We start from the raw sequence: 18,951 nt of genomic DNA on the forward strand, positions 1-18,951 counted from the left end.
CTGCCCACCCGCCTGCTCCGCGTGGCGACCCGGCGCCCCGGCGGGCCCACCGCCCGGGGCCCGGGTCCGGCGCCCCGGCGGCCGTACGGGCCAGGGCACCGGCCGGCGGGCCCCCGCCGGAAGGCCGCTGGGCCCGCACCCCGAAGGGTGCGGGCCCAGCAGTCGGTGCCGTGCTCGACGGCCGGCGGGGAGCACCGGCCGGTGTGTCAGTGACCGAGGATGGCGCGCGCCAGCTTGGCCGTCTCGGTCGGGGTCTTGCCGACCTTGACGCCCGCGGCCTCGAGGGCCTCCTTCTTCGCCTGGGCCGTGCCGGAGGAGCCGGAGACGATGGCACCGGCGTGGCCCATGGTCTTGCCCTCGGGCGCGGTGAAGCCCGCGACGTAGCCGACGACCGGCTTGGTGACGTTGGCCTTGATGTAGTCGGCCGCGCGCTCCTCGGCGTCGCCGCCGATCTCACCGATCATGACGATCAGGTCGGTCTCGGGGTCGGCCTCGAACGCGGCGAGGGCGTCGATGTGCGTGGTGCCGATGATCGGGTCACCACCGATGCCCACGCAGGACGAGAAGCCGAGGTCCCGCAGCTCGTACATCATCTGGTAGGTCAGCGTGCCGGACTTGGACACCAGACCGATGCGGCCCGGCTTGGTGATGTCGGCGGGGATGATGCCCGCGTTCGACTGTCCGGGGCTGATCAGACCGGGGCAGTTCGGGCCGATGATCCGGGTCTTGTTGCCCTTGGAGCCGGCGTAGGCCCAGAACTCGGCGGTGTCGTGGACGGCGACGCCCTCGGTGATGACGACCGCGAGGCCGATCTCGGCGTCGATCGCCTCGATGACCGCGTCCTTGGTGAACTTCTCCGGGACGAAGATGACGGTGACGTCGGCGCCCGTCTTCTCGATGGCCTCGGCCACGGAGCCGAATACCGGTACCTCGGTGCCGTCGAAGTCGACGGTCGTGCCGGCCTTGCGGGGGTTCACGCCACCGACGATGTTGGTGCCGGAGGCGAGCATCCGCCGGGTGTGCTTCTGGCCCTCGGAGCCGGTCATGCCCTGGACGATGACCTTGGATTCCTTGGTGAGGAAGATAGCCATGGTTGTTGTGTCCGTCCCTTACTTCGCGGCAGCAGCCAGCTCGGCGGCCTTGTCGGCCGCGCCGTCCATGGTGTCCACCTGCTGAACGAGCGGGTGGTTGGCGTCGGTCAGGATCTTGCGACCCAGCTCGGCGTTGTTGCCGTCGAGGCGCACGACCAGCGGCTTGGTGACCTCTTCGCCCTTGCTCTTGAGGAGCTCCAGGGCCTGCACGATGCCGTTGGCGACGGCGTCGCAGGCGGTGATGCCGCCGAAGACGTTGACGAAGACGGACTTGACGTCCGGGTCTCCGAGGATGATCTCCAGGCCGTTCGCCATGACCTCGGCGGAGGCACCGCCGCCGATGTCGAGGAAGTTGGCGGGCTTGACGCCCTTGTGCGCCTCGCCGGCGTAGGCGACGACGTCGAGGGTCGACATGACCAGACCCGCGCCGTTGCCGATGATGCCGACCTCGCCGTCGAGCTTGACGTAGTTGAGGTTCTTGGCCTTCGCGGCGGCCTCGAGGGGGTTGGCCGCGGCCTTGTCCTCGAGCTCGGCGTGGCCCGGCTGGCGGAACTCGGCGTTGGCGTCCAGGGACACCTTGCCGTCCAGGGCGATGACCCGGCCGTCGGAGACCTTGGCCAGCGGGTTGACCTCGACGAGAAGGGCGTCCTCGGCGACGAAGGTCTTCCACAGCGTCTGCAGGATCTCGGCGACCTGGTCGGCGACCTCGGCCGGGAACTTGGCGGCCGCGACGATCTCGGCGGCCTTCTCCGGGGTGACACCCTCGACGGCGTCGACCGGGATCTTGGCCAGGGCCTCGGGCTTGGTGGCCGCGACCTCTTCGATGTCCATGCCGCCCTCGACGGAGGCCATGGCCAGGAAGGTGCGGTTGGCGCGGTCGAGGAGGTACGAGACGTAGTACTCCTCGGCGATGTCGGGCGCGGTCTCGGCCAGCATCACCTTGTGGACCGTGTGGCCCTTGATGTCCATGCCCAGAATCTGGCCGGCCTTCTCGACCGCGTCGTCCGGGTCGGAGGCCAGCTTGACGCCGCCGGCCTTGCCGCGGCCGCCGACCTTGACCTGCGCCTTGACGACCGAGCGGCCGCCGAGACGCTCGGTCACCTCGCGCGCCGCCTCAGGCGTATCGATGACTTCACCGGCCAGCACCGGTACACCGTGCTTGGCGAAGAGGTCCCTCGCCTGGTACTCGAACAGGTCCACGCGCGTCCGTCCCTTATCAGTGATCTCGTCGCTTGGCAGGTTTGCTGTCTGCGTGGGCGTGCCGCGAAGGGCAACGTGACTTCCGCTGTCACTAGGGGTCACAAGGGGTGCGTACACGGTGTCCGGGCACGCGGCATGTCCGTCTCGCAGGTTATCTCCGCAGACCCGGCCTCCATAAATCGCATCTCACACCCGAGCGGTGATTACAGTCACAGGCTGCTGATCGAACCGTCCTGACCTGCCCCTTTGTGCCCTTGCCGTACAAAGGGGCGGATGGGACGGCCGAGGGACGCGGCCGCCGGTCAGCGTCCCGCCGCGGCGTCCGGAACGGGGATCGGGCGCTTCTCCAGGGCCGCCGCCATCACCTCGGGGAACAGATCCGGCGTGCACGCGAAGGCCGGCGCGCCGAGCGCCGCCAGCGCCGCGGCGTGCTCGCGGTCGTAGGCCGGCGCCCCTTCGTCCGAGAGGGCGAGCAGCGTCACGAACTGAACGCCGGCCGCCTTCATCGCCGCGACCCGCTTGAGCATCTCGTTGCGTATCCCGCCCTCGTAGAGGTCGCTGATCAGCACGACCACCGTATCGGCGGGGCGGGTGATGCGCGACTGGCAGTGGGCGAGGGCGCGGTTGATGTCCGTGCCGCCGCCCAGCTGCGTGCCGAACAGGACGTCCACCGGGTCGTCGAGCTGGTCGGTGAGGTCGACGACCGCCGTGTCGAACACGACGAGCCGGGTCGCGATGGACCGCATCGACGCCAGGACCGCGCCGAAGACCGAGGCGTACACGACGGAGGCGGCCATGGAGCCCGACTGGTCGATGCACAGGACGACCTCCTTCCTGACCGCCTGCGAGGCGCGCCCGTATCCGACGAGGCGTTCGGGCACGACCGTGCCGTGCTCCGGGAGATAGTTCTTCAGGTTGGCCCGGATGGTGCGGTCCCAGTCGATGTCCCGGTGCCGGGGCCTGCTGATGCGGGCCGACCGGTCGAGGGCGCCGGTCAGGGTGGCGCGGGTGCGGGTCGCGAGCCGCTTCTCCAGGTCCTGGACGACCTTGCGGACCACGGCGCGGGCCGTCTCCTTCGTGGTCTCCGGCATCGCCTTGTTGAGGGAGAGCAGGGTGCCGACGAGGTGGACGTCCGCCTCGACGGCCTCCAGCATCTCCGGCTCCAGCAGCAGCGTGGACAGGCCCAGCCGGTCGATGGCGTCGCGCTGCATGACCTGGACGACGGAGGTGGGGAAGTACGTACGGATGTCGCCGAGCCAGCGGGCGACGGAGGGCGCGGAGGCCCCGAGTCCCCCGGAGCGGTCGCCGCCGTTCCTGTTGCCGCCCTTCGAAGTCCCGCCGCCGTAGAGCGCGGTGAGGGTGCCGTCCATCGCCGCGTCCCGGCCGCCGAGGGCATACCCGGTGCCGTCGGCTCCCGGTTCCCCGCCGAGCACCAGCCGCCAGCGCCGCAGCCGCTCGGCCGCGGCCGCTTCCACGCTCCCGGCGTCTTCCACGGCCGGTGTTCCCGTTGTCCGCCCGCTCACGATCCTGCCCCCACCAGCCTGTTGATGTCGTCGGTGCCCAGCCCCAGCAGCCGTCCCAGCGTCGGCAGTACGGCGTCGGCCCGCTCGTGGTCCTGTTCCGCCCCGAATCCGGGCGCGGCCACCGCCGCCTGCACGGGTGCCCCGGCGCCGCCCCGCCCGACCAGCTCGCCGAGCGTGCGGCGCACCCCCGGTTCGTACGCCGAGAAGGTCCGCCGCAGCAGCGGCAGTACGTCGGTGAAGGAGTCGGCCGGGACTCCCGTGAGCCAGGTGTCGACGAGGCCGAGCAGCCGTTCGTCGTGCACCAGCAGCATCCCCGCGCCGGCCGCGCCGCCGGCGAAGCCCTCGATCCAGGCGGCCGCGCGGGCCGGCTCGGTGCCGGGCGACAGGGCCAGGCTCATCAGCCGTGCGGCCTCGTCCTGGGCCAGCCGTCCCTCGTCGAGCAGCAGCCTCGCCGCCCGGCCGCGGATCTCTCCGGGCACGGTCTCCCGCCCGGCCAGCTGCCGCAGGACCCCGGCCCAGCGGTCGCGCAGCGCGGGCACCGGGTCGTCGTCGAGCAGGGCGACCGCGGAGTGCACCGCGTCCAGGTGGACGCGCATGGCGGCCGCCCCGTCCGCGTCCAGGCCGGCGCAGGCGGGCGGCAGACCGACGAAGATCCGTTCGGCGAGTCCCGCCGCGACCTCTGCCAGCGCCCGGGTGTCGGTGCCGCGAACGTCGCCGTAGCGCAGGGATCGGACCAGGGCGGGCAGTGCCTGTGCCAGATGGGCGGTGTCGGTGTCGAGGGCGGCCCGGTCGGCCAGCGCCTTCATCACCACCGGCAGCGCGTCCGGGAGTCCGGCGAGCAGACAGCGCTCGGCCAGCCCGGTGACCTCGGCCAGGGACGCGGCGGCGAGTGCCTCCCACTCGGCCCTGGCGGTGGCGGCGGACAGCACCGTCGTGCCCCACACCCCGGCCTCGGCGACCCGCACCGCGAGCTCCGGCTCCCAGCGCAGCCGCCAGGTCTCCCGGAACGTGCCGGTGCTGCCGCGCGAGGCGGCCGGCTCGCCCCAGCCGACCCCGAGCAGCCGCAGCCGGTGCAGCAGGCGGCTGCGGGCGGCACCCGTCTCCTCGCGCAGGTCCAGCTCCAGCTCGCGCTCCATGGCCTCGGGCTTGAGCCGCAGGGAGCGCTGGGTGCGGTCCAGGTCCCTTTGCAATGGGACGGCGGGCGCCGTCGGGGGGACCTCGCCTAGCACGTCGCCGACGACGAGGCGGTCCCGTACGAGGTCGAGCGGCACCTCGGAGCCCTCGCACATGACGGCGCGCACGGCGTCCAGGGTCTCGGTGAGGCCGGGCAGCGGACGGCCGCGCATCACGGCCAGGGTGTCGGCGAGCCGCACGGCCTCGATGACGTGCGCGGAGGACACGAGCCGGTCCTCGTCCCGCAGCAGCCCCGCGACCTTGGTCATCCAGCGTTCGATCGGCCGGTCCCGTGCGGCGAAGAGATGCCCGTACCAGCCGGGGGAGGTGATCCCGGCGCCGTAGCCGCTGTGCCGCGCGAGGCGGCGGTGCGTCCAGGGGACCCAGGTCATCTCCACCTTGGCCCTGGGCAGCCCTTTCAGCAGGGCCCTGTCGGCGGTGGCCGTGGTGCGCGCGGCGAGCGCGGGCACATGCCAGGCACCGCAGACCACGGCCACGCCGTCGTCGCCGAACTCCTTGCGCGCCGCGCGCAGCTGGAGCCGCATATGGGCCTCGCGCACCAGGTCGCGGGTGTATCCGCCGTCGCCGTAGGTCTCGCGCAGGGCCTGCATGGCCTCACCGAGGGCGAGGAAGGGCGCGAGCGCGCCGTCCTCCTGCGGGCGCGTGCCGTCGCCCCGGTGTTCGACGACGTCCTCCCACCAGCGCTCCGGGTCGTCGTAGCCGACGGCCTCCGCGAGCACCGCGACCGGGTCGATCCGCAGGCTCTCCGCGTCCGCCCCCGCACCCGGGTCCACGCCTGTGTCCGCGTCCGTGCCCGAGTCCGCGTCCGGCCGGGCGGTCGGGCCCGGCTCTCCCCGGCCGTCCCCGTCGGCACCGCCGTCCGCGTCGGGGAACGCCAGCGAGTGCGCGGCGGGCAGATCGATGAAGCGCACCGGCACATCGCGCCGCAGCGCCCAGCGGATCGCCACCCACTCCGGGGAGAAGGCGGCGAGCGGCCAGAAGGCGGCACGGCGGGGGTCGTCCAGGACGTGAGCGAGCAGGGCGACGGGCGGCCGCATGCCGGGGTCCGCGGCGAGCGCGACCAGGGCGTCGCCCTCCGGCGGGCCCTCGATGAGCACGACACGCGGTTCCCGCTCGTCCAGCGCGGCCCGCACCGCCCGCGCGGAGCCCGGCCCGTGGTGCCGCACCCCGAGCAGCGCGGGCCCGGCCCCGGCCGCGTGTGAGGGCCCGGCGGCGGCAGCGCGCGGGGCCGTCCCGGCGGCTGTCACGCCGTCACCTCGCGGCAGGCGCGGTAGAAGTCCTTCCATCCGTCCCGCTCGCGCACGACGGTCTCCAGGTACTCCTGCCAGATGACCCGGTCGGCGGCCGGGTCGCGCACCACGGCCCCGAGGATGCCCGCCGCGACATCGCCCGGCCTGAGGACCCCGTCACCGAAGTGCGCCGCGAGCGCGAGCCCGTTGGTGACGACCGAGATCGCCTCCGCCGTGGACAGCGTGCCGCTGGGTGACTTCAGCTTCGTACGCCCGTCGCCGGTGACACCGTCGCGCAGTTCGCGGAAGACGGTCACGACCCGGCGGATCTCGGTGCTGCCGTCGGGCGCGGCCGGGAGTTCGAGGGAACGCCCGATCTGGTCGACGCGGCGGGCGACGATGTCGACCTCGTCGTCGGCCGTCGCGGGCAGCGGAAGCACCACCGTGTTGAAACGGCGGCGCAGGGCGCTGGACAGGTCGTTGACGCCGCGGTCCCGGTCGTTGGCGGTCGCGATCAGGTTGAAGCCGCGGACCGCCTGGACCTCCTGGCCCAGCTCCGGCACGGGCAGGGTCTTCTCCGACAGGATCGTGATCAGCGTGTCCTGCACGTCGGCCGGGATGCGGGTGAGCTCCTCGACCCGGGCGATCATGCCCTGGCTCATGGCCCGCATGACCGGACTGGGCACCAGGGCGTCCCGGCTGGGGCCCTGGGCGAGCAGCTGCGCGTAGTTCCAGCCGTAGCGGATCGCCTCCTCCGGGGTGCCGGCGGTGCCCTGCACCAGCAGCGTCGAGTCGCCGCTGACAGCGGCGGCGAGGTGCTCGGAGACCCAGGTCTTGGCGGTGCCGGGCACGCCGAGCAGCAGCAGTGCCCGGTCGGTGGCGAGGGTGGTGACGGCCACTTCGACGATCCGGCGCGGCCCCACGTACTTCGGCGTGATCACCGTGCCGTCCGGGAGCGTGCCGCCCAGCAGGTAGGTGGCGACGGCCCATGGCGACAGCCGCCACCGCGCGGGGCGCGGGCGGTCGTCCGCGGCGGCCAGCGCCTTCAGCTCCTGCGCGAAGGCGTCCTCGGCGTGCGGCCGCAGGGCCTGCGGCTCGGACGCCGGGTCCGCCTCGGGCTCGGCCGCGGCGACGCTGATCTCGGACACGGTCATGGATCCCCCTCCAGAACTTTCCCAGGTGTTCGGGACGTGGTGACCACCCTGCACCCCGCCACTGACAGTGGGCCGTCTTCGCAGGTCGGAGCGTTTGTCAGTGGTGCCGTCTACGGTCGGGGACATGCTGCAATCTGACGGGGGAACACCCCCGCACCCCACGGAGCGGGGGGTGCGCTGGACAGCGGAACAGGTGCTCGCCCTGGCCCCTGACGCCGCGTCACGCAAGGCGGGGAGCAAGCTCGGCACCGCCGGGCCGTGGTCGGGCACGGGCGCGTCGGACCGTGGGGCCGTGTGGGGGCTGTGCAAGGGAAGCGGAAGCAAGCCGTATCAGACGGTCGTGGACACGACCGGCCCGGCGTACAAGTGCAGTTGCCCGAGCCGGAAGTTCCCGTGCAAGCACGCGTTGGGACTGCTGCTGCTCTGGTCGGCGGACGAACAGGCGGTGCCGGTCGCCGCGACCGCCGCGGACTGGGCGCGGGAGTGGCTGGAGTCGCGCGGACAGCGCGGGGCGGCGGCCGCGGAGAGGACCGCGAACTCCGCGCGCGCCGGCGCCGATCCGCAGGCCGCCCGGCGCCGGGCGGAACGCCGCGCCGAGCGGATCACGGCCGGCACGACCGAGCTGGAACAGCGGCTCGCGGATCTGATGCGTTCGGGCCTGGCCACCGCGGGTCACGGCGGATACGCGCCGTGGGAGGAGACCGCGGCCCGGATGGTGGACGCGCAGGCTCCCGGACTGGCTGCGCGGGTGCGGGAGTTGGGCGCGATACCGGCCTCCGGGCACGGCTGGCCGGTGCGGCTTCTGGAGGAGTGCGGGCTGCTGCATCTTCTGGACCGTGCCTGGCGGGAGATCGGCGCCCTGCCCGAGCCGCTCGCGGCGACGGTACGTTCCCGCGTGGGGCTGCCCGCCTCCGCCGAGGGGCCGGCGCTTCGGGACCGCTGGCTCGTGCTGTCCCAACAGGACTCGTACGACGGGAAGCTGACGACACGGCGCATCTGGCTGTACGGCCGTGAGTCGTCCCGGACGGCGCTGCTCCTGTCCTTCGGCGCGGCCGGCCGGGCCCCTGAGCTCGCCCTGCCCACCGGGCTGGTGCTGGACGCCGAGCTGTCCTTCTATCCGGGCGCCTGCACTCTCCGGGCCGCTCTCGGTGAGCGCTTCGGCCCGTCCGGGGCCGAGACGTCCGCCCCGCCGCCCGGCGTGGACGCCGCCGCGGCGCTCGCCGCCTACGGGCGTGCCCTGCGGGAAGACCCGTGGCTGGAGTCGTGGCCGGCCACCCTGGGCCGTGCGACACCCGCCCCGGCGGACGAGGGCTGGCAGCTCACCGACGCCGGGGGCGACCTGGCCCTTCCCGTGGACCCGGCGTTCCTGAGCCGTCCGGGGCTGTGGCGGCTCGTCGCGCTGTCCGGCGGCAACCCGGTCACGGTCTTCGGTCAGTGCGGCCACCGGGGTTTCACTCCCCTGACCGCCTGGGCCGAGGGCTCCGGGGAGCCGGTCACGCTCTGACCGAGCCTACCGACTTCGCCTTTCAGGAAATTCAGTTTTTTCGCTCTCCGGTCTTCCCTACCTTCATCTCGAAACCCCATCACTCGCACAAAGCAGATCCGTGCCGCTGAATATGCGGACATTTCGTTTCTTCGGACATCCGGGGCCGGCCGTTCCCGGCGGGCCCGCGCATACCCGGAACCGCGCCCGCCGCGGCGCGGCGCTTCTCAAGACGGCGTACGGCCGGCCCGACCGACGGCCGTGATCGCGGCACTCAAAACGGAGGGGACCCATGCTTCGTACGAACGCACTGCGGAACGCCGCCATGGCGTCCGACGACAAGAACGCCTCGCCGTGGGGCGGCGTCACCGCCCCGGGCGCGGACGACGGCTCCGCCGACGACGCCTCCTCGCCGTGGGGCGGGGCGGCCGCGCGGCCCGCGGGGGGCCGCGCGGCGCGTCCGGCTCCCGGCTGGGAGGAACTGGTGACGGCCGCCCTGCTGGGCACCGATCGGCGTAAGCCGCCGGTGCCGCTCGCGGGGCGGGAGCCGGCGGTGGCCCTGCTGGACGCGGCGGCCCTGCACACGGTGCGGCGGCGTGCCGGGCTGCGGCCCGCGCCCGCCGTGGCGCCGCCGGAGGCGGCTCCCGCGGATCCGCGGCCCGCGCTGCCGGAAGCGGCCCGGCGCAGGCTCGCCGTGCTGCTGGCCGACCGCGCGGGCGGCGACCGCGGCGGGGCCCGCCGGGGAACCGCCCCCGACCTCACGGAACTGCTGCCGCAGTGGCTTGCGGCGGCCAACCGGCGGGGCTTCGCCGCCCCGCCCTCCGCGCTGCCCGCGCTCCTGGACGCCGCCAGGGCCCGCACCGATCTCCGCCCGGGTGTGCTGACGTTCGCCGGCCCGCGGGCCCTGTGGCTCGCCCGGCTCAATCCGGAGTGGAGGTTCGCCCTGCGCGGCGGAGCGGGCAGCGCGACGCTGCCGGACAGCGCGGACGAGGGGGCCGTGGCCCGGCTGTGGCAGGAGGGGCTGTTCGCGGAGCGGGTCACGCTGCTGGCCGCCGTGCGCCGCCGCGACCCGGCGGCCGCGGTGGATCTGCTGTCCACGACCTGGGCGGCCGAGCGGGCCGAGGACCGGCTGATGTTCCTGGATTCGCTGCGATCGGGGCTGTCGGACGCGGACGAGCCGTTCCTCGATCAGGCACTGGCCGACCGCAGCCGCAATGTCCGGTCCATGGCGGCCGAGCTGCTCTCGTCCCTGCCGGCCTCCGCGCTCGCCGCCCGGATGGCGGAGCGCGCCGCCTCCTGCGTGAGCTTGGACCGAACGGGTGAAAGTCCGGTCGTCGTCGTGGAGGCGCCGCACGAGTGCGACGCCGGGATGCAGCGCGACGGAGTGATCGCGAAGGCCCCTTCCGGGCGTGGGGAGCGCTCCTGGTGGCTGGGCCAGCTGGTCGAGTCCGCGCCGCTGGCCACGTGGCCGGCCCGCCTGGGCGGCGGTACGCCCGGGGACCTGGTCGCGCTGCCGGTCGCCGACGAGTGGCGGGCGGAACTGCACGCGGCATGGTGCCGGGCGGCCGTGCGGCAGGAGGACGCGGCCTGGGCCCGTGCCCTGCTCGGCGCCCCCGGCGCCCCGACCGGCAGCTCGCCGGGCACCGCCTCGCTGGCCGAGCGCTCCAAGCTGCTCGCCACGCTCCCGGCCGGGGAGCGGGCCCTGTGGGTCGCCCGCTTCATCGAGGCGAACGGCCTCTCGGAGGCCTTCCAGCTGCTCGGGGTGTGCGCGGTCCCGTGGGCGGGGCCCCTGGGCCGCGCCGTCGTGGACGCGCTGGACATCGCGCGGGACGCGGGAAGCTATCCCTGGAGCTTCAGTGGTGTGATGGGGCTGGCGGAGCGGTGCCTGGACCCGTCGGCGGCCGACCGCCTGGAACTCCTCACCGCGACGCCGGACGAGACGGAGTCCGCCTCGCCCGGCGCGGGCAGCTACTGGTCGGAGGCCTTCCAGCGCCTCGTCGGCACGCTCAGGCTCCGCGCGGCGATGCTCGCCGAACTGGGCGAGTGCTGAGCGGGGCCGACGAGGTTCGGTGCGGTCCGGCGGCGCCGTCGAGGACGGTGGGGCCGTGACGGCCTGCGCCTGCGCCGTGTGGGTGCGCCCGGCCGGGACGGACCCGCGGGAGTCGCGCCGGACGTCCGGAGGAGCCCTCAGACGTCGGCCGGCTGCCGCACGTGGGCGTTGACCCAGTCGACGATGGACGCCGTGGTCGCGCCCGGGGTGAAGATCTCCGCCACGCCCTTCTCCTTCAGCGGCGCGATGTCCGCCTCCGGGATGATGCCGCCCCCGAAGACCTTGATGTCCTCCGCGTCGCGCTCCTTCAGCAGCTCGATGACGCGGGCGAACAGCGTGTTGTGCGCGCCGGACAGGATCGACATGCCGATGGCGTCGGCGTCCTCCTGGATCGCGGTGTCGACGATCTGCTCGGGCGTCTGGTGGAGCCCGGTGTAGATGACCTCCATACCGGCGTCACGCAGGGCCCGCGCGATGACCTTCGCACCGCGGTCGTGGCCGTCGAGACCCGGTTTGGCGACCACCACACGGATCGGACCGGTCACACCCATCACTGCCTCCATGTACCGACTGCACCGTCACTGGCACGGAACCTCCCACGGCTGCGGCCCGGGAGGTGAACGAACGTTATCCCCAGCATCCCGCACCGGGCCGTTTCGCGGTGGTCACAGAGGGGGAAATCACACGGTGGGACAAGTCAGCCAAGCGCCGTACTCGTCGACGCGGCTCACCGCCGTGGACGGGCAACGCGCTGAGGGAGCCGCAAGAGGCCTTCACGCCGCCGCGCCGGGGAAAGCACCCCGTCCGGCGACACTGTGCACCCGTCACACTGGGTCACATACGCATCATCGGCCTCATCACGGTTACCCGTGAGGGCAACGGGGGACGATGTCGTCCCCCCGCTTGCCATTCGGGAGGTCGGCCATGAGGGTCTCGCCCTTTTCGCTTCTTCCGCCGTGCTGGCGCCAGGTCCAGCAGTCCGCGGTGCTGGTCAGGGCCGCGGCACTCGACCTGGCGATTCTCGCCGGGCACCTCTTCCTGTACCCGACGGGAATCGTGCAGGAGCGCCGGCACGTCCTGGCGGGCGACACCCCTCAGCTGCCCACCGAGGGCCGGTCACGGCCACCGGTGCTGCTGCTCCACGGGTTCATCGACAACCGCTCCGTGTTCGTCCTGCTGCGCCGCTCCCTGGCCCGGAACGGCTGGCCGCATGTTGAATCCCTCAACTATTCGCCGCTGACCTGGGACATCCGCGCGGCCGCGGACATCCTGGGCCGCCATGTCGAGGAGATCTGCGCCCGCACGGGTCACCGCGAGGTGGACATCGTGGGCCACAGCCTCGGCGGCCTGATCGCGCGCTATTACATACAGCGGCTGGGCGGCGACAGGCGCGTGCGCGTCCTGGTGACACTGGGCACCCCGCACTCCGGCACGACGGTCGTCCCGCCGCTCAGCGCGCATCCGATCATCCGCCAGATGCGCCCCGAGTCGGACATCATCAACGAACTGCGCGAAGCCGCGCCGGGCTGCCGGACGCGGTTCATCAGTTTCTGGAGCGATCTGGACCGCCTGATGATGCCGGTGGACTCGGCCCAGCTCCACCACCCGGACCTGATCGCGCACAACGTGCGGGTGAACGGGGTCGGACACCTCGCCCTTCCGGTGCACCCGGCGGTCGCCACCGGCATCCGGCAGGCCCTGGAGGTCGAGGAGGACGCCCTCGGCGCCTCCGGGTCGGTCTCCGTCGCCTGAACGACACCTCGGCGACACATCCGGAGGTACGTCCGGCGCCCCCTTTGTCGAACACGGATCGAACACAAGGCCAAAGCTGCGTCCGCAGTCCGCCGATAGGCGGCCAAATGCCCGTTCCTCGCGCAGCCGGAATCCGCCGAAGATTGTCGCCGTCGCATACCGCCGGGTACAGTCGCGCCTAATTCTCCTGCTGCCGAGGCGAAAGAGAAGTAGGTGAACGACCGTCACCCGTCGGGGATCTCCACCCCCGAGGCCCCCACTCCCGACGCCTCTTTCGGGCACTACGCGTCATACGAGGAGACGGGCGCCACGTACAACCAGACCGGTTACGACGGCTATTCCACCGCTGGCACCTCCTACGGACACGAGGACCCGCTCTTCGGCACGATGCCCGGCCACGATGCGGGCACCGGCCAGTACGACGCCGGTCAGTGGACCCAGCAGGCCCCCGGCCACGACGCCTACGGCACCCAGCAGACCTCGTACGACACGGGCGGTTACGCCACCACCGCCTGGATCCCCGCCCAGCCGGCGCCCGCAGAGGCCACGCAGGAGACCTCCGGCCAGTGGGACGCCAACACGTGGAGCCAGACAGGCCGGTTCGAGGACACCCGGTTCACCACGGGGACGTTCAACACCGGCCCGTACGATCCGAACGGGCAGTGGACCACCACCGACCACGGCTATGACACCGGCGGCTACGACACCACCGCCTGGACGCCGGAGGAAACGGCACTGCTCCCGGGGCAGCGGGGTCCCGCCCCCGAGGAGGAACAGGCCCAGGATCCACAGGGCTACGAGGAGTTCGACCCACAGGCCTACCAGGATCCCGCCGGCCTGTACGAGGGGCACGGTCACGAGGACCCTGCCGGGGCGCGGACCGAGGACGGGGACCGTCCCGGTGACGACACCCAAGACCACGCCGGCCACCCCGACGACGAAGCGGGCTACGACCACCCCGAGTACGGGGCGGAGTACGAGCACGAGCCCGACGCGACCCCCGCGCAGGGGACGCCCCTCGTGACCGAACCGCTGCCGGGCACCCGCCGCGTCGAGGCCCGCCCCGCGGGCCGGGCCGTGAACCGCAGCAGGCGCCGCGCCCCCGCCAAACGTTCCGCCCTCCTCACCGTCGCCGTCCCCTCCGTCTGCGTGATGGGCGTCGCCGGCGTCGCCGCGGCCTCCGTCAGCACCTCCGGCGCCGAGAACAGGAACACCACCACCCAGGCCGCGGCCGACGAGGGCACCGCCGTCAAACCGTCGAAGGTCAACAACGAACTCGACACCCAGCTCGCCAATCTCAGCGCCGACGCCGACGACTTCGCGGACCGGGCCAGCCGTACCCAGGAGCGCATCGACCTCAAGGAGCGCCAGGAGGCGGAGCGGAAGCGCAAGGCCGAGGAGGCCGCGCGCAAGGAGGCACTGCGCCCCAAGTTCGCCGTCCCGGTGAACCAGAAGGGCCTGAGCGCCTACTACGGACAGGCCGGCCTCAACTGGATGTCCGTGCACACCGGCATCGACTTCCCCGTGTCGTACGGCACGCCCGTGCTGGCCGCGACCGACGGCACCGTGCGCACCCAGTACAACACCGCCTACGGCAACATGGTCATCGTGACCGCCGCCGACGGCACCGAGACGTGGTACTGCCATCTCAGCAGCACCAGGATCCGCACCGGCTCGGTGAAGGCCGGCGACACCATCGCCTACTCCGGCAATTCAGGCAACTCCACCGGCCCTCACCTGCACTTCGAGGTGCGGCCCGGCGGCGGATCGGCGATCGACCCCCTCACCTGGCTCCGCAGCCACGGCCTCGACCCCACGTAGCCGGCGCCGGCGGACCGCCGCACCAACGGCAAGGCGGGCGCCGAGGGACCCGCCCGTGCCCGGCTGCCGCACCACTTGCTCCGGCCTGTGCCGGGGCCGGTCAACCGCCGGCCCCGGCACGGCGTGTCCCTCAGAGCTTCTGCACCGGCGCGTATCGCAGCAGCAGCGTCTTCGGCCGCCCGTCACCGAAGTCGACCGTGGCCTTCGCCTTGTCCCCCGTCCCGTCGACGCCCGTGACCGTCCCCAGCCCGAACTGGTCGTGCGTGACCCGGTCGCCCACGGAGAGCGCGATCACCGGCCGGTCCCCGGTCCGCTGTGTCGCGAAGCCCGCGGGACCACCCGCTCGCGAGCGCGAACTCGACAGCGAGGAGGCGATGCCGCCCACCGGCCCGGCGGGCTTCGCCACGGCCCCCATGCGCTTCCAGTCGACGTACTGCTCGGGGATCTCCTCCAGGAACCTGGACGGCGGGTTGTACGCGGGCTGTCCCCAGGCACTGCGCATCGTGGAGCGGGTCAGGTAGAGCCGTTCGCGGGCGCGTGTGATCCCGACGTACGCGAGACGCCGCTCCTCCTCCAGTTCCTTGGTCTGCCCGAGTGCGCGCATGTGCGGGAAGACGCCGTCCTCCAGGCCGGTGAGGAAGACGACGGGGAACTCCAGGCCCTTCGCCGTGTGCAGGGTCATCAGCGTTATGACGCCGGAGCCCTCCTCGTCCTCGTCGGGGATCTGGTCGGAGTCGGCGACGAGGGCCACCTGCTCCAGGAACTCGGCGAGCGTGCCCGGGCCCGCACCCGCGCCCGCCGCTTCGTCGGCCTGCCCACGTTCCTGCTCGAACTCCAGCGCCACGGAAGCGAGTTCCTGAAGGTTCTCGATCCGGGTCTCGTCCTGCGGGTCGGTCGAGGCCTGGAGCTCCGCGAGGTAGCCGGTCCGCTCCAGGACGGCCTCCAGGACCGTGGCCGGACCCGCGCCCGACTCGACGACGGTGCGGAGTTCCTCCATCAGTGTGTTGAACCGCTTGACCGCATTGGCGGAGCGGGCCGCCATGCCGTACGCCTCGTCGACCCGGCGCAGCGCCTGCGGGAAGGTGATCTTCTCGCGCAGCGCGAGCGCTTCGATCATCGCCTCCGCGCGGTCCCCGATCCCGCGCTTGGGCACGTTCAGGATCCGGCGCAGCGGGACGCTGTCCTCGGGGTTGGCGAGCACCCGGAGGTAGGCGAGGATGTCCCGGACCTCCTTGCGCTCGTAGAAGCGCACGCCGCCGACGACCTTGTACGGCAGTCCGACGCGGATGAAGATCTCCTCGAAGACACGGGACTGGGCGTTCGTGCGGTAGAAGACGGCGACGTCACCGGCCTTGGCCTCGCCCGCGTCGGTCAGCCGGTCGATCTCGTCGGCGACGAACTGCGCCTCGTCGTGCTCGGTGTCGGCGACATAGCCGGTGATCCGGGCACCCGCCCCGGCGTTGGTCCACAGGTTCTTCGGGCGTCGGCTCTCGTTGCGCTCGATGACGGCGTTGGCGGCGCCGAGGATCGTCTGCGTGGAGCGGTAGTTCTGCTCCAGCAGGATCGTCGTGGCGTCCGGGTAGTCCTCCTCGAACTGGAGGATGTTGCGGATGGTGGCGCCGCGGAAGGCGTAGATCGACTGGTCGGCGTCACCGACCACGCACAGCTCCGCGGGGTCCTCTTCCGGGCCCGAGGGCCCGACCAGCTCCCGCACCAGCGTGTACTGCGCGTGGTTGGTGTCCTGGTACTCGTCGACGAGGACATGACGGAAGCGGCGCCGGTAGTGCTCGGCAACGTCGGGGAACGCCTGGAGGAGGTGGACCGTGGTCATGATGATGTCGTCGAAGTCGAGCGCGTTGGCCTCGCGCAGCCGCGACTGGTACATCGCGTAGGCCTCGGCGAGGGTCTTCTCGAAGCCTCCCCCGGAGCCGTCCGCCGCGGCCTGCTGGGCGAAGGTCTCCTCGTCGATCAGCTCGTTCTTCAGGTTGGAGACCTTGGCGCTGAAGGACTTCGGCGGATACCGCTTGGGATCGAGATCCAGGTCCCGGCAGACCAGCGCCATCAGCCGCTTGGAATCCGCCGCGTCGTAGATCGAGAACGACGAGGTGAAGCCGAGCCTCTTCGACTCGCGGCGCAGGATCCGCACGCACGCGCTGTGGAACGTCATGACCCACATGGCACTCGCGCGAGGGCCGACGAGGTCCGCCACGCGCTCCTTCATCTCGCCCGCCGCCTTGTTGGTGAAGGTGATGGCGAGGATCTGGCCGGGGTGCGCACCGCGTTCCGCGAGGAGGTACGCGACGCGGTGGGTCAGCACCCGGGTCTTGCCCGAGCCGGCGCCGGCCACGATGAGCAGGGGCGAGCCGGAGTGCACGACGGCGGCGCGCTGCTGCTCGTTGAGCCCCTCGAGCAGCGCGGCGGAGTCGATGGCGGGCCTCGGGGCGCCGTCGCGGTAGTACGCGTCACGGTCGACGGGAGCGTCGAACTTCCCCCCGAAGAGGTCGTCCGGGATGTCCTCCGGGGCGTAGTCGTCCTCGGGCGGCGGCGGGGGCTCCTCGCCCTCGAGGCCATGGGCCGCGGCCGAGCCGGAGCCGTGCGGCACGGGTCCGCGGCCGGGCGCCCGGCCGGGTCCGGACGTTGTGCCGAGGTCCGCCAGGAAACTGTCGTCAAAGAGGCTGCTCATCGCCTCCCGAGTCTAGGCGCCCCCGCTGACACTCCACCCAGGGTTCCGCCGGGTTCCCCCCGGTCCCACGGGTCGCTCGCGCCGGACCCCACCGCACCGACGCCGTAACCCTCCGTAGGTAGAAAGCGCTCTCTCCGAACTGATCACAAAAAGGTATCGGGCATATCGAACACCAACCTTCACAAGAACCACATGAGTTGGCTAGCGTCATGTGCCACGGGCGGCTTTACCCCCACCGGCGAACCGCGCCGGACGGGCCGCCCCCCGCCGAATCCGGCCGCCGCCCGGCGTCCGGAGCCGGGGACCCACCCATGCAACCCCGGGGTGAATCGGCTCGCGGCTCGTGTGCGCAAGCTCACGAGTGAGCCGTAGGGCGTCCTTCCGATCAGACCGAGCGACTGCTCCGCTCGGCGAGATCAGCCCGAACCCGACAGCTAACCCGGTAGGCGGTCCACGGAAGGAGTCGCCGATCTTGGCGTCGAACCGGTCGCACCGCAGGCCGCGGAACATCCGAACGCGCTCCACGCCGGCCGTCGGTTTCGGCACGGCGGCTCTGGCCTCCGTCACCCTGCTCTCCCAGGGTTCCGCCCAGGCCGCCCCCAGTCCCCAGCCCACACCCTCGGACTCCAAGCCGTCGCTCGACGAGGTCCAGAAGAAGGTCGACGAGCTCTACCGGCAGGCGGGGACCGCCACGCAGCGGTACAACGCCGTCAAGGAGCGCACCGACCAGCAGCGCAAGAAGTCGGACCGGCTCCTCGACACCGTCGCGAAGCAGACGCAGAAGCTCAACGAGTCCCGCCGCATTCTCGGCTCCTACGCCGCCGCGCAGTACCGCACCGGCGCGGTCAGCCCCACGGCCTCCCTCCTGCTCGCGGACGACCCGCAGTCGTACTTCGACCAGAACCAGCTCCTCGACCGGCTGAACGACCGCCAGCAGGCGGTCATCACGGACTACGAGGAGCAGCGGGACGCGACGGCGGAGAAGCGGGCGGAGGCCCAGCAGAGCCTGGAGACCCTCAGCGACTCCCAGGAGGAGCTGAAGGAGGGCAAGCGGGAGGTCCAGCGCAAGCTCGCGGCGGCGCGACAACTGCTCTCGGAGCTGACGGCACAGGAGAAGGCCAGGCTCGCCGAACTGGAGCGGCAGCGCGAGGAGGAGGCGCAGCGCAAGGCCGAGGAGCTCGCCCGGCAGCAGGCCGCGGAGGCGGCGGAGCGCGCGCGTCAGGAACAGGCCCAGCAGCAGACCCAGCAGGACGCCGGTACGGGCACCGGTACGGGCACGGGTACGGGCACCGGTACGGGCACCGGTACGGGTACGGGTACCGGCACCTCCACCGACTCGTCGACGTACGCCGCGAAGGCCGCGAAGGTGATCGCCTTCGCGGAGGCGCAGATCGGCAAGCCGTACGTCTGGGGGGCCGCGGGCCCCAACTCGTACGACTGCTCGGGGCTGACCCAGGCGGCGTGGAAGGCCGCCGGCGTCTCCCTCCCGCGCACCACCTGGGACCAGGTCGAGGTGGGCACCCGGGTCGCGACCGCCGACCTGCTGCCCGGCGATCTCGTCTTCTTCTACGACGACATCAGCCACGTGGGCATCTACATCGGCGACGGTCAGATGATCCACGCACCGAAGCCGGGCACGAACGTCCGCGTCGAGTCGATCTACTACATGCCCATCTACGCCGGAGTGCGCCCCGCGTAGGCGCCCGTCCGGTCCGGCTGCCCGGACCTGAGCCCCGGGGGTTCGGGCTCAGGTCCGCGGCGTCGTCGGGGC

12 protein-coding genes and 1 riboswitch are annotated in these 18,951 nt (G+C 72.4%); of the genes, 5 read left to right on the forward strand and 7 right to left on the reverse strand.

Features of this window, described 5'->3' with window-relative positions; translation table 11 throughout:
• Nucleotides 1–206: 206 nt before the first annotated feature.
• From sucD to GUY61_RS18010, 5 genes are all read right to left on the reverse strand, one after another.
• Nucleotides 207–1,091, reverse strand: coding sequence for a succinate--CoA ligase subunit alpha (gene sucD, locus GUY61_RS17990; protein WP_166631204.1), 885 nt, complete (start codon nt 1,089–1,091; stop codon nt 207–209).
• 18 nt (nt 1,092–1,109) lie between these two features.
• Complete coding sequence (sucC, locus tag GUY61_RS17995; RefSeq protein WP_166631205.1) at nt 1,110–2,291, reverse strand: ADP-forming succinate--CoA ligase subunit beta; 1,182 nt, start codon at nt 2,289–2,291, stop codon at nt 1,110–1,112.
• 302 nt (nt 2,292–2,593) lie between these two features.
• Nucleotides 2,594–3,784, reverse strand: coding sequence for a VWA domain-containing protein (locus GUY61_RS18000; RefSeq protein WP_166631206.1), 1,191 nt, complete (start codon nt 3,782–3,784; stop codon nt 2,594–2,596).
• Between the two features lie 26 nt (nt 3,785–3,810).
• Nucleotides 3,811–6,294, reverse strand: a complete 2,484-nt coding sequence (locus tag GUY61_RS18005; RefSeq protein ID WP_243766543.1) for a DUF5682 family protein — start codon at nt 6,292–6,294, stop codon at nt 3,811–3,813.
• Complete coding sequence (locus tag GUY61_RS18010) at nt 6,252–7,391, reverse strand: AAA family ATPase (protein WP_166631207.1); 1,140 nt, start codon at nt 7,389–7,391, stop codon at nt 6,252–6,254. Before GUY61_RS18010 ends, GUY61_RS18005 begins: the two co-directional genes overlap by 43 nt.
• A gap of 124 nt (nt 7,392–7,515) precedes the next feature.
• On the opposite strand from GUY61_RS18010, the gene GUY61_RS18015 reads away from it, so the two are divergent.
• Nucleotides 7,516–8,895: an SWIM zinc finger family protein gene (locus tag GUY61_RS18015; protein ID WP_166631208.1), complete on the forward strand. Its 1,380-nt coding sequence runs from the start codon at nt 7,516–7,518 to the stop codon at nt 8,893–8,895.
• Between the two features lie 271 nt (nt 8,896–9,166).
• Nucleotides 9,167–10,924, forward strand: coding sequence for a DUF5691 domain-containing protein (locus GUY61_RS18020; RefSeq protein WP_243766544.1), 1,758 nt, complete (start codon nt 9,167–9,169; stop codon nt 10,922–10,924).
• A gap of 137 nt (nt 10,925–11,061) precedes the next feature.
• Here GUY61_RS18020 and GUY61_RS18025 read toward each other — a convergent pair whose 3' ends face one another.
• On the reverse strand, nt 11,062–11,475 hold the full coding sequence (locus GUY61_RS18025) for a cobalamin B12-binding domain-containing protein (protein WP_166631209.1): 414 nt from the start codon (nt 11,473–11,475) through the stop codon (nt 11,062–11,064).
• Between the two features lie 373 nt (nt 11,476–11,848).
• Between GUY61_RS18025 and GUY61_RS18030 the strand changes: the two genes are divergently transcribed.
• Both GUY61_RS18030 and GUY61_RS18035 read left to right on the forward strand, forming a co-directional pair.
• Nucleotides 11,849–12,676: a triacylglycerol lipase gene (locus GUY61_RS18030; protein WP_166631210.1), complete on the forward strand. Its 828-nt coding sequence runs from the start codon at nt 11,849–11,851 to the stop codon at nt 12,674–12,676.
• A 213-nt stretch (nt 12,677–12,889) separates the two neighbouring features.
• Nucleotides 12,890–14,497: a peptidoglycan DD-metalloendopeptidase family protein gene (locus GUY61_RS18035; RefSeq protein WP_166631211.1), complete on the forward strand. Its 1,608-nt coding sequence runs from the start codon at nt 12,890–12,892 to the stop codon at nt 14,495–14,497.
• Nucleotides 14,498–14,627: 130 nt separating this feature from the next.
• On the opposite strand, the gene pcrA is transcribed toward GUY61_RS18035, so the two are convergent.
• Nucleotides 14,628–17,180 (reverse strand): DNA helicase PcrA, encoded by a 2,553-nt coding sequence (gene pcrA, locus GUY61_RS18040; protein WP_166631212.1) that lies wholly within the window; start codon nt 17,178–17,180, stop codon nt 14,628–14,630.
• Nucleotides 17,181–17,435: 255 nt separating this feature from the next.
• Nucleotides 17,436–17,645, forward strand: a riboswitch (cyclic di-AMP (ydaO/yuaA leader).
• A 7-nt stretch (nt 17,646–17,652) separates the two neighbouring features.
• Between pcrA and GUY61_RS18045 the strand changes: the two genes are divergently transcribed.
• Nucleotides 17,653–18,879, forward strand: coding sequence for a C40 family peptidase (locus GUY61_RS18045; protein WP_166631213.1), 1,227 nt, complete (start codon nt 17,653–17,655; stop codon nt 18,877–18,879).
• Nucleotides 18,880–18,951: the final 72 nt, after the last annotated feature.

This window comes from Streptomyces sp. GC420, assembly GCF_009916105.1.
Classification (GTDB): domain Bacteria; phylum Actinomycetota; class Actinomycetes; order Streptomycetales; family Streptomycetaceae; genus Streptomyces.

Bases quoted from the DNA above. Each gene is read 5' to 3' on its own strand.
- sucD (WP_166631204.1), bottom strand. From the start codon at position 1,091: ATGGCTATCTTCCTCACCAAGGAATCCAAGGTCATCGTCCAGGGCATG.
- GUY61_RS18005 (WP_243766543.1), bottom strand. From the start codon at position 6,294: ATGGAAGGACTTCTACCGCGCCTGCCGCGAGGTGACGGCGTGACAGCC.
- GUY61_RS18010 (WP_166631207.1), bottom strand. From the start codon at position 7,391: ATGACCGTGTCCGAGATCAGCGTCGCCGCGGCCGAGCCCGAGGCGGAC.
- GUY61_RS18015 (WP_166631208.1), top strand. From the start codon at position 7,516: ATGCTGCAATCTGACGGGGGAACACCCCCGCACCCCACGGAGCGGGGG.
- GUY61_RS18020 (WP_243766544.1), top strand. From the start codon at position 9,167: ATGCTTCGTACGAACGCACTGCGGAACGCCGCCATGGCGTCCGACGAC.
- GUY61_RS18025 (WP_166631209.1), bottom strand. From the start codon at position 11,475: ATGGGTGTGACCGGTCCGATCCGTGTGGTGGTCGCCAAACCGGGTCTC.
- GUY61_RS18030 (WP_166631210.1), top strand. From the start codon at position 11,849: ATGAGGGTCTCGCCCTTTTCGCTTCTTCCGCCGTGCTGGCGCCAGGTC.
- pcrA (WP_166631212.1), bottom strand. From the start codon at position 17,180: ATGAGCAGCCTCTTTGACGACAGTTTCCTGGCGGACCTCGGCACAACG.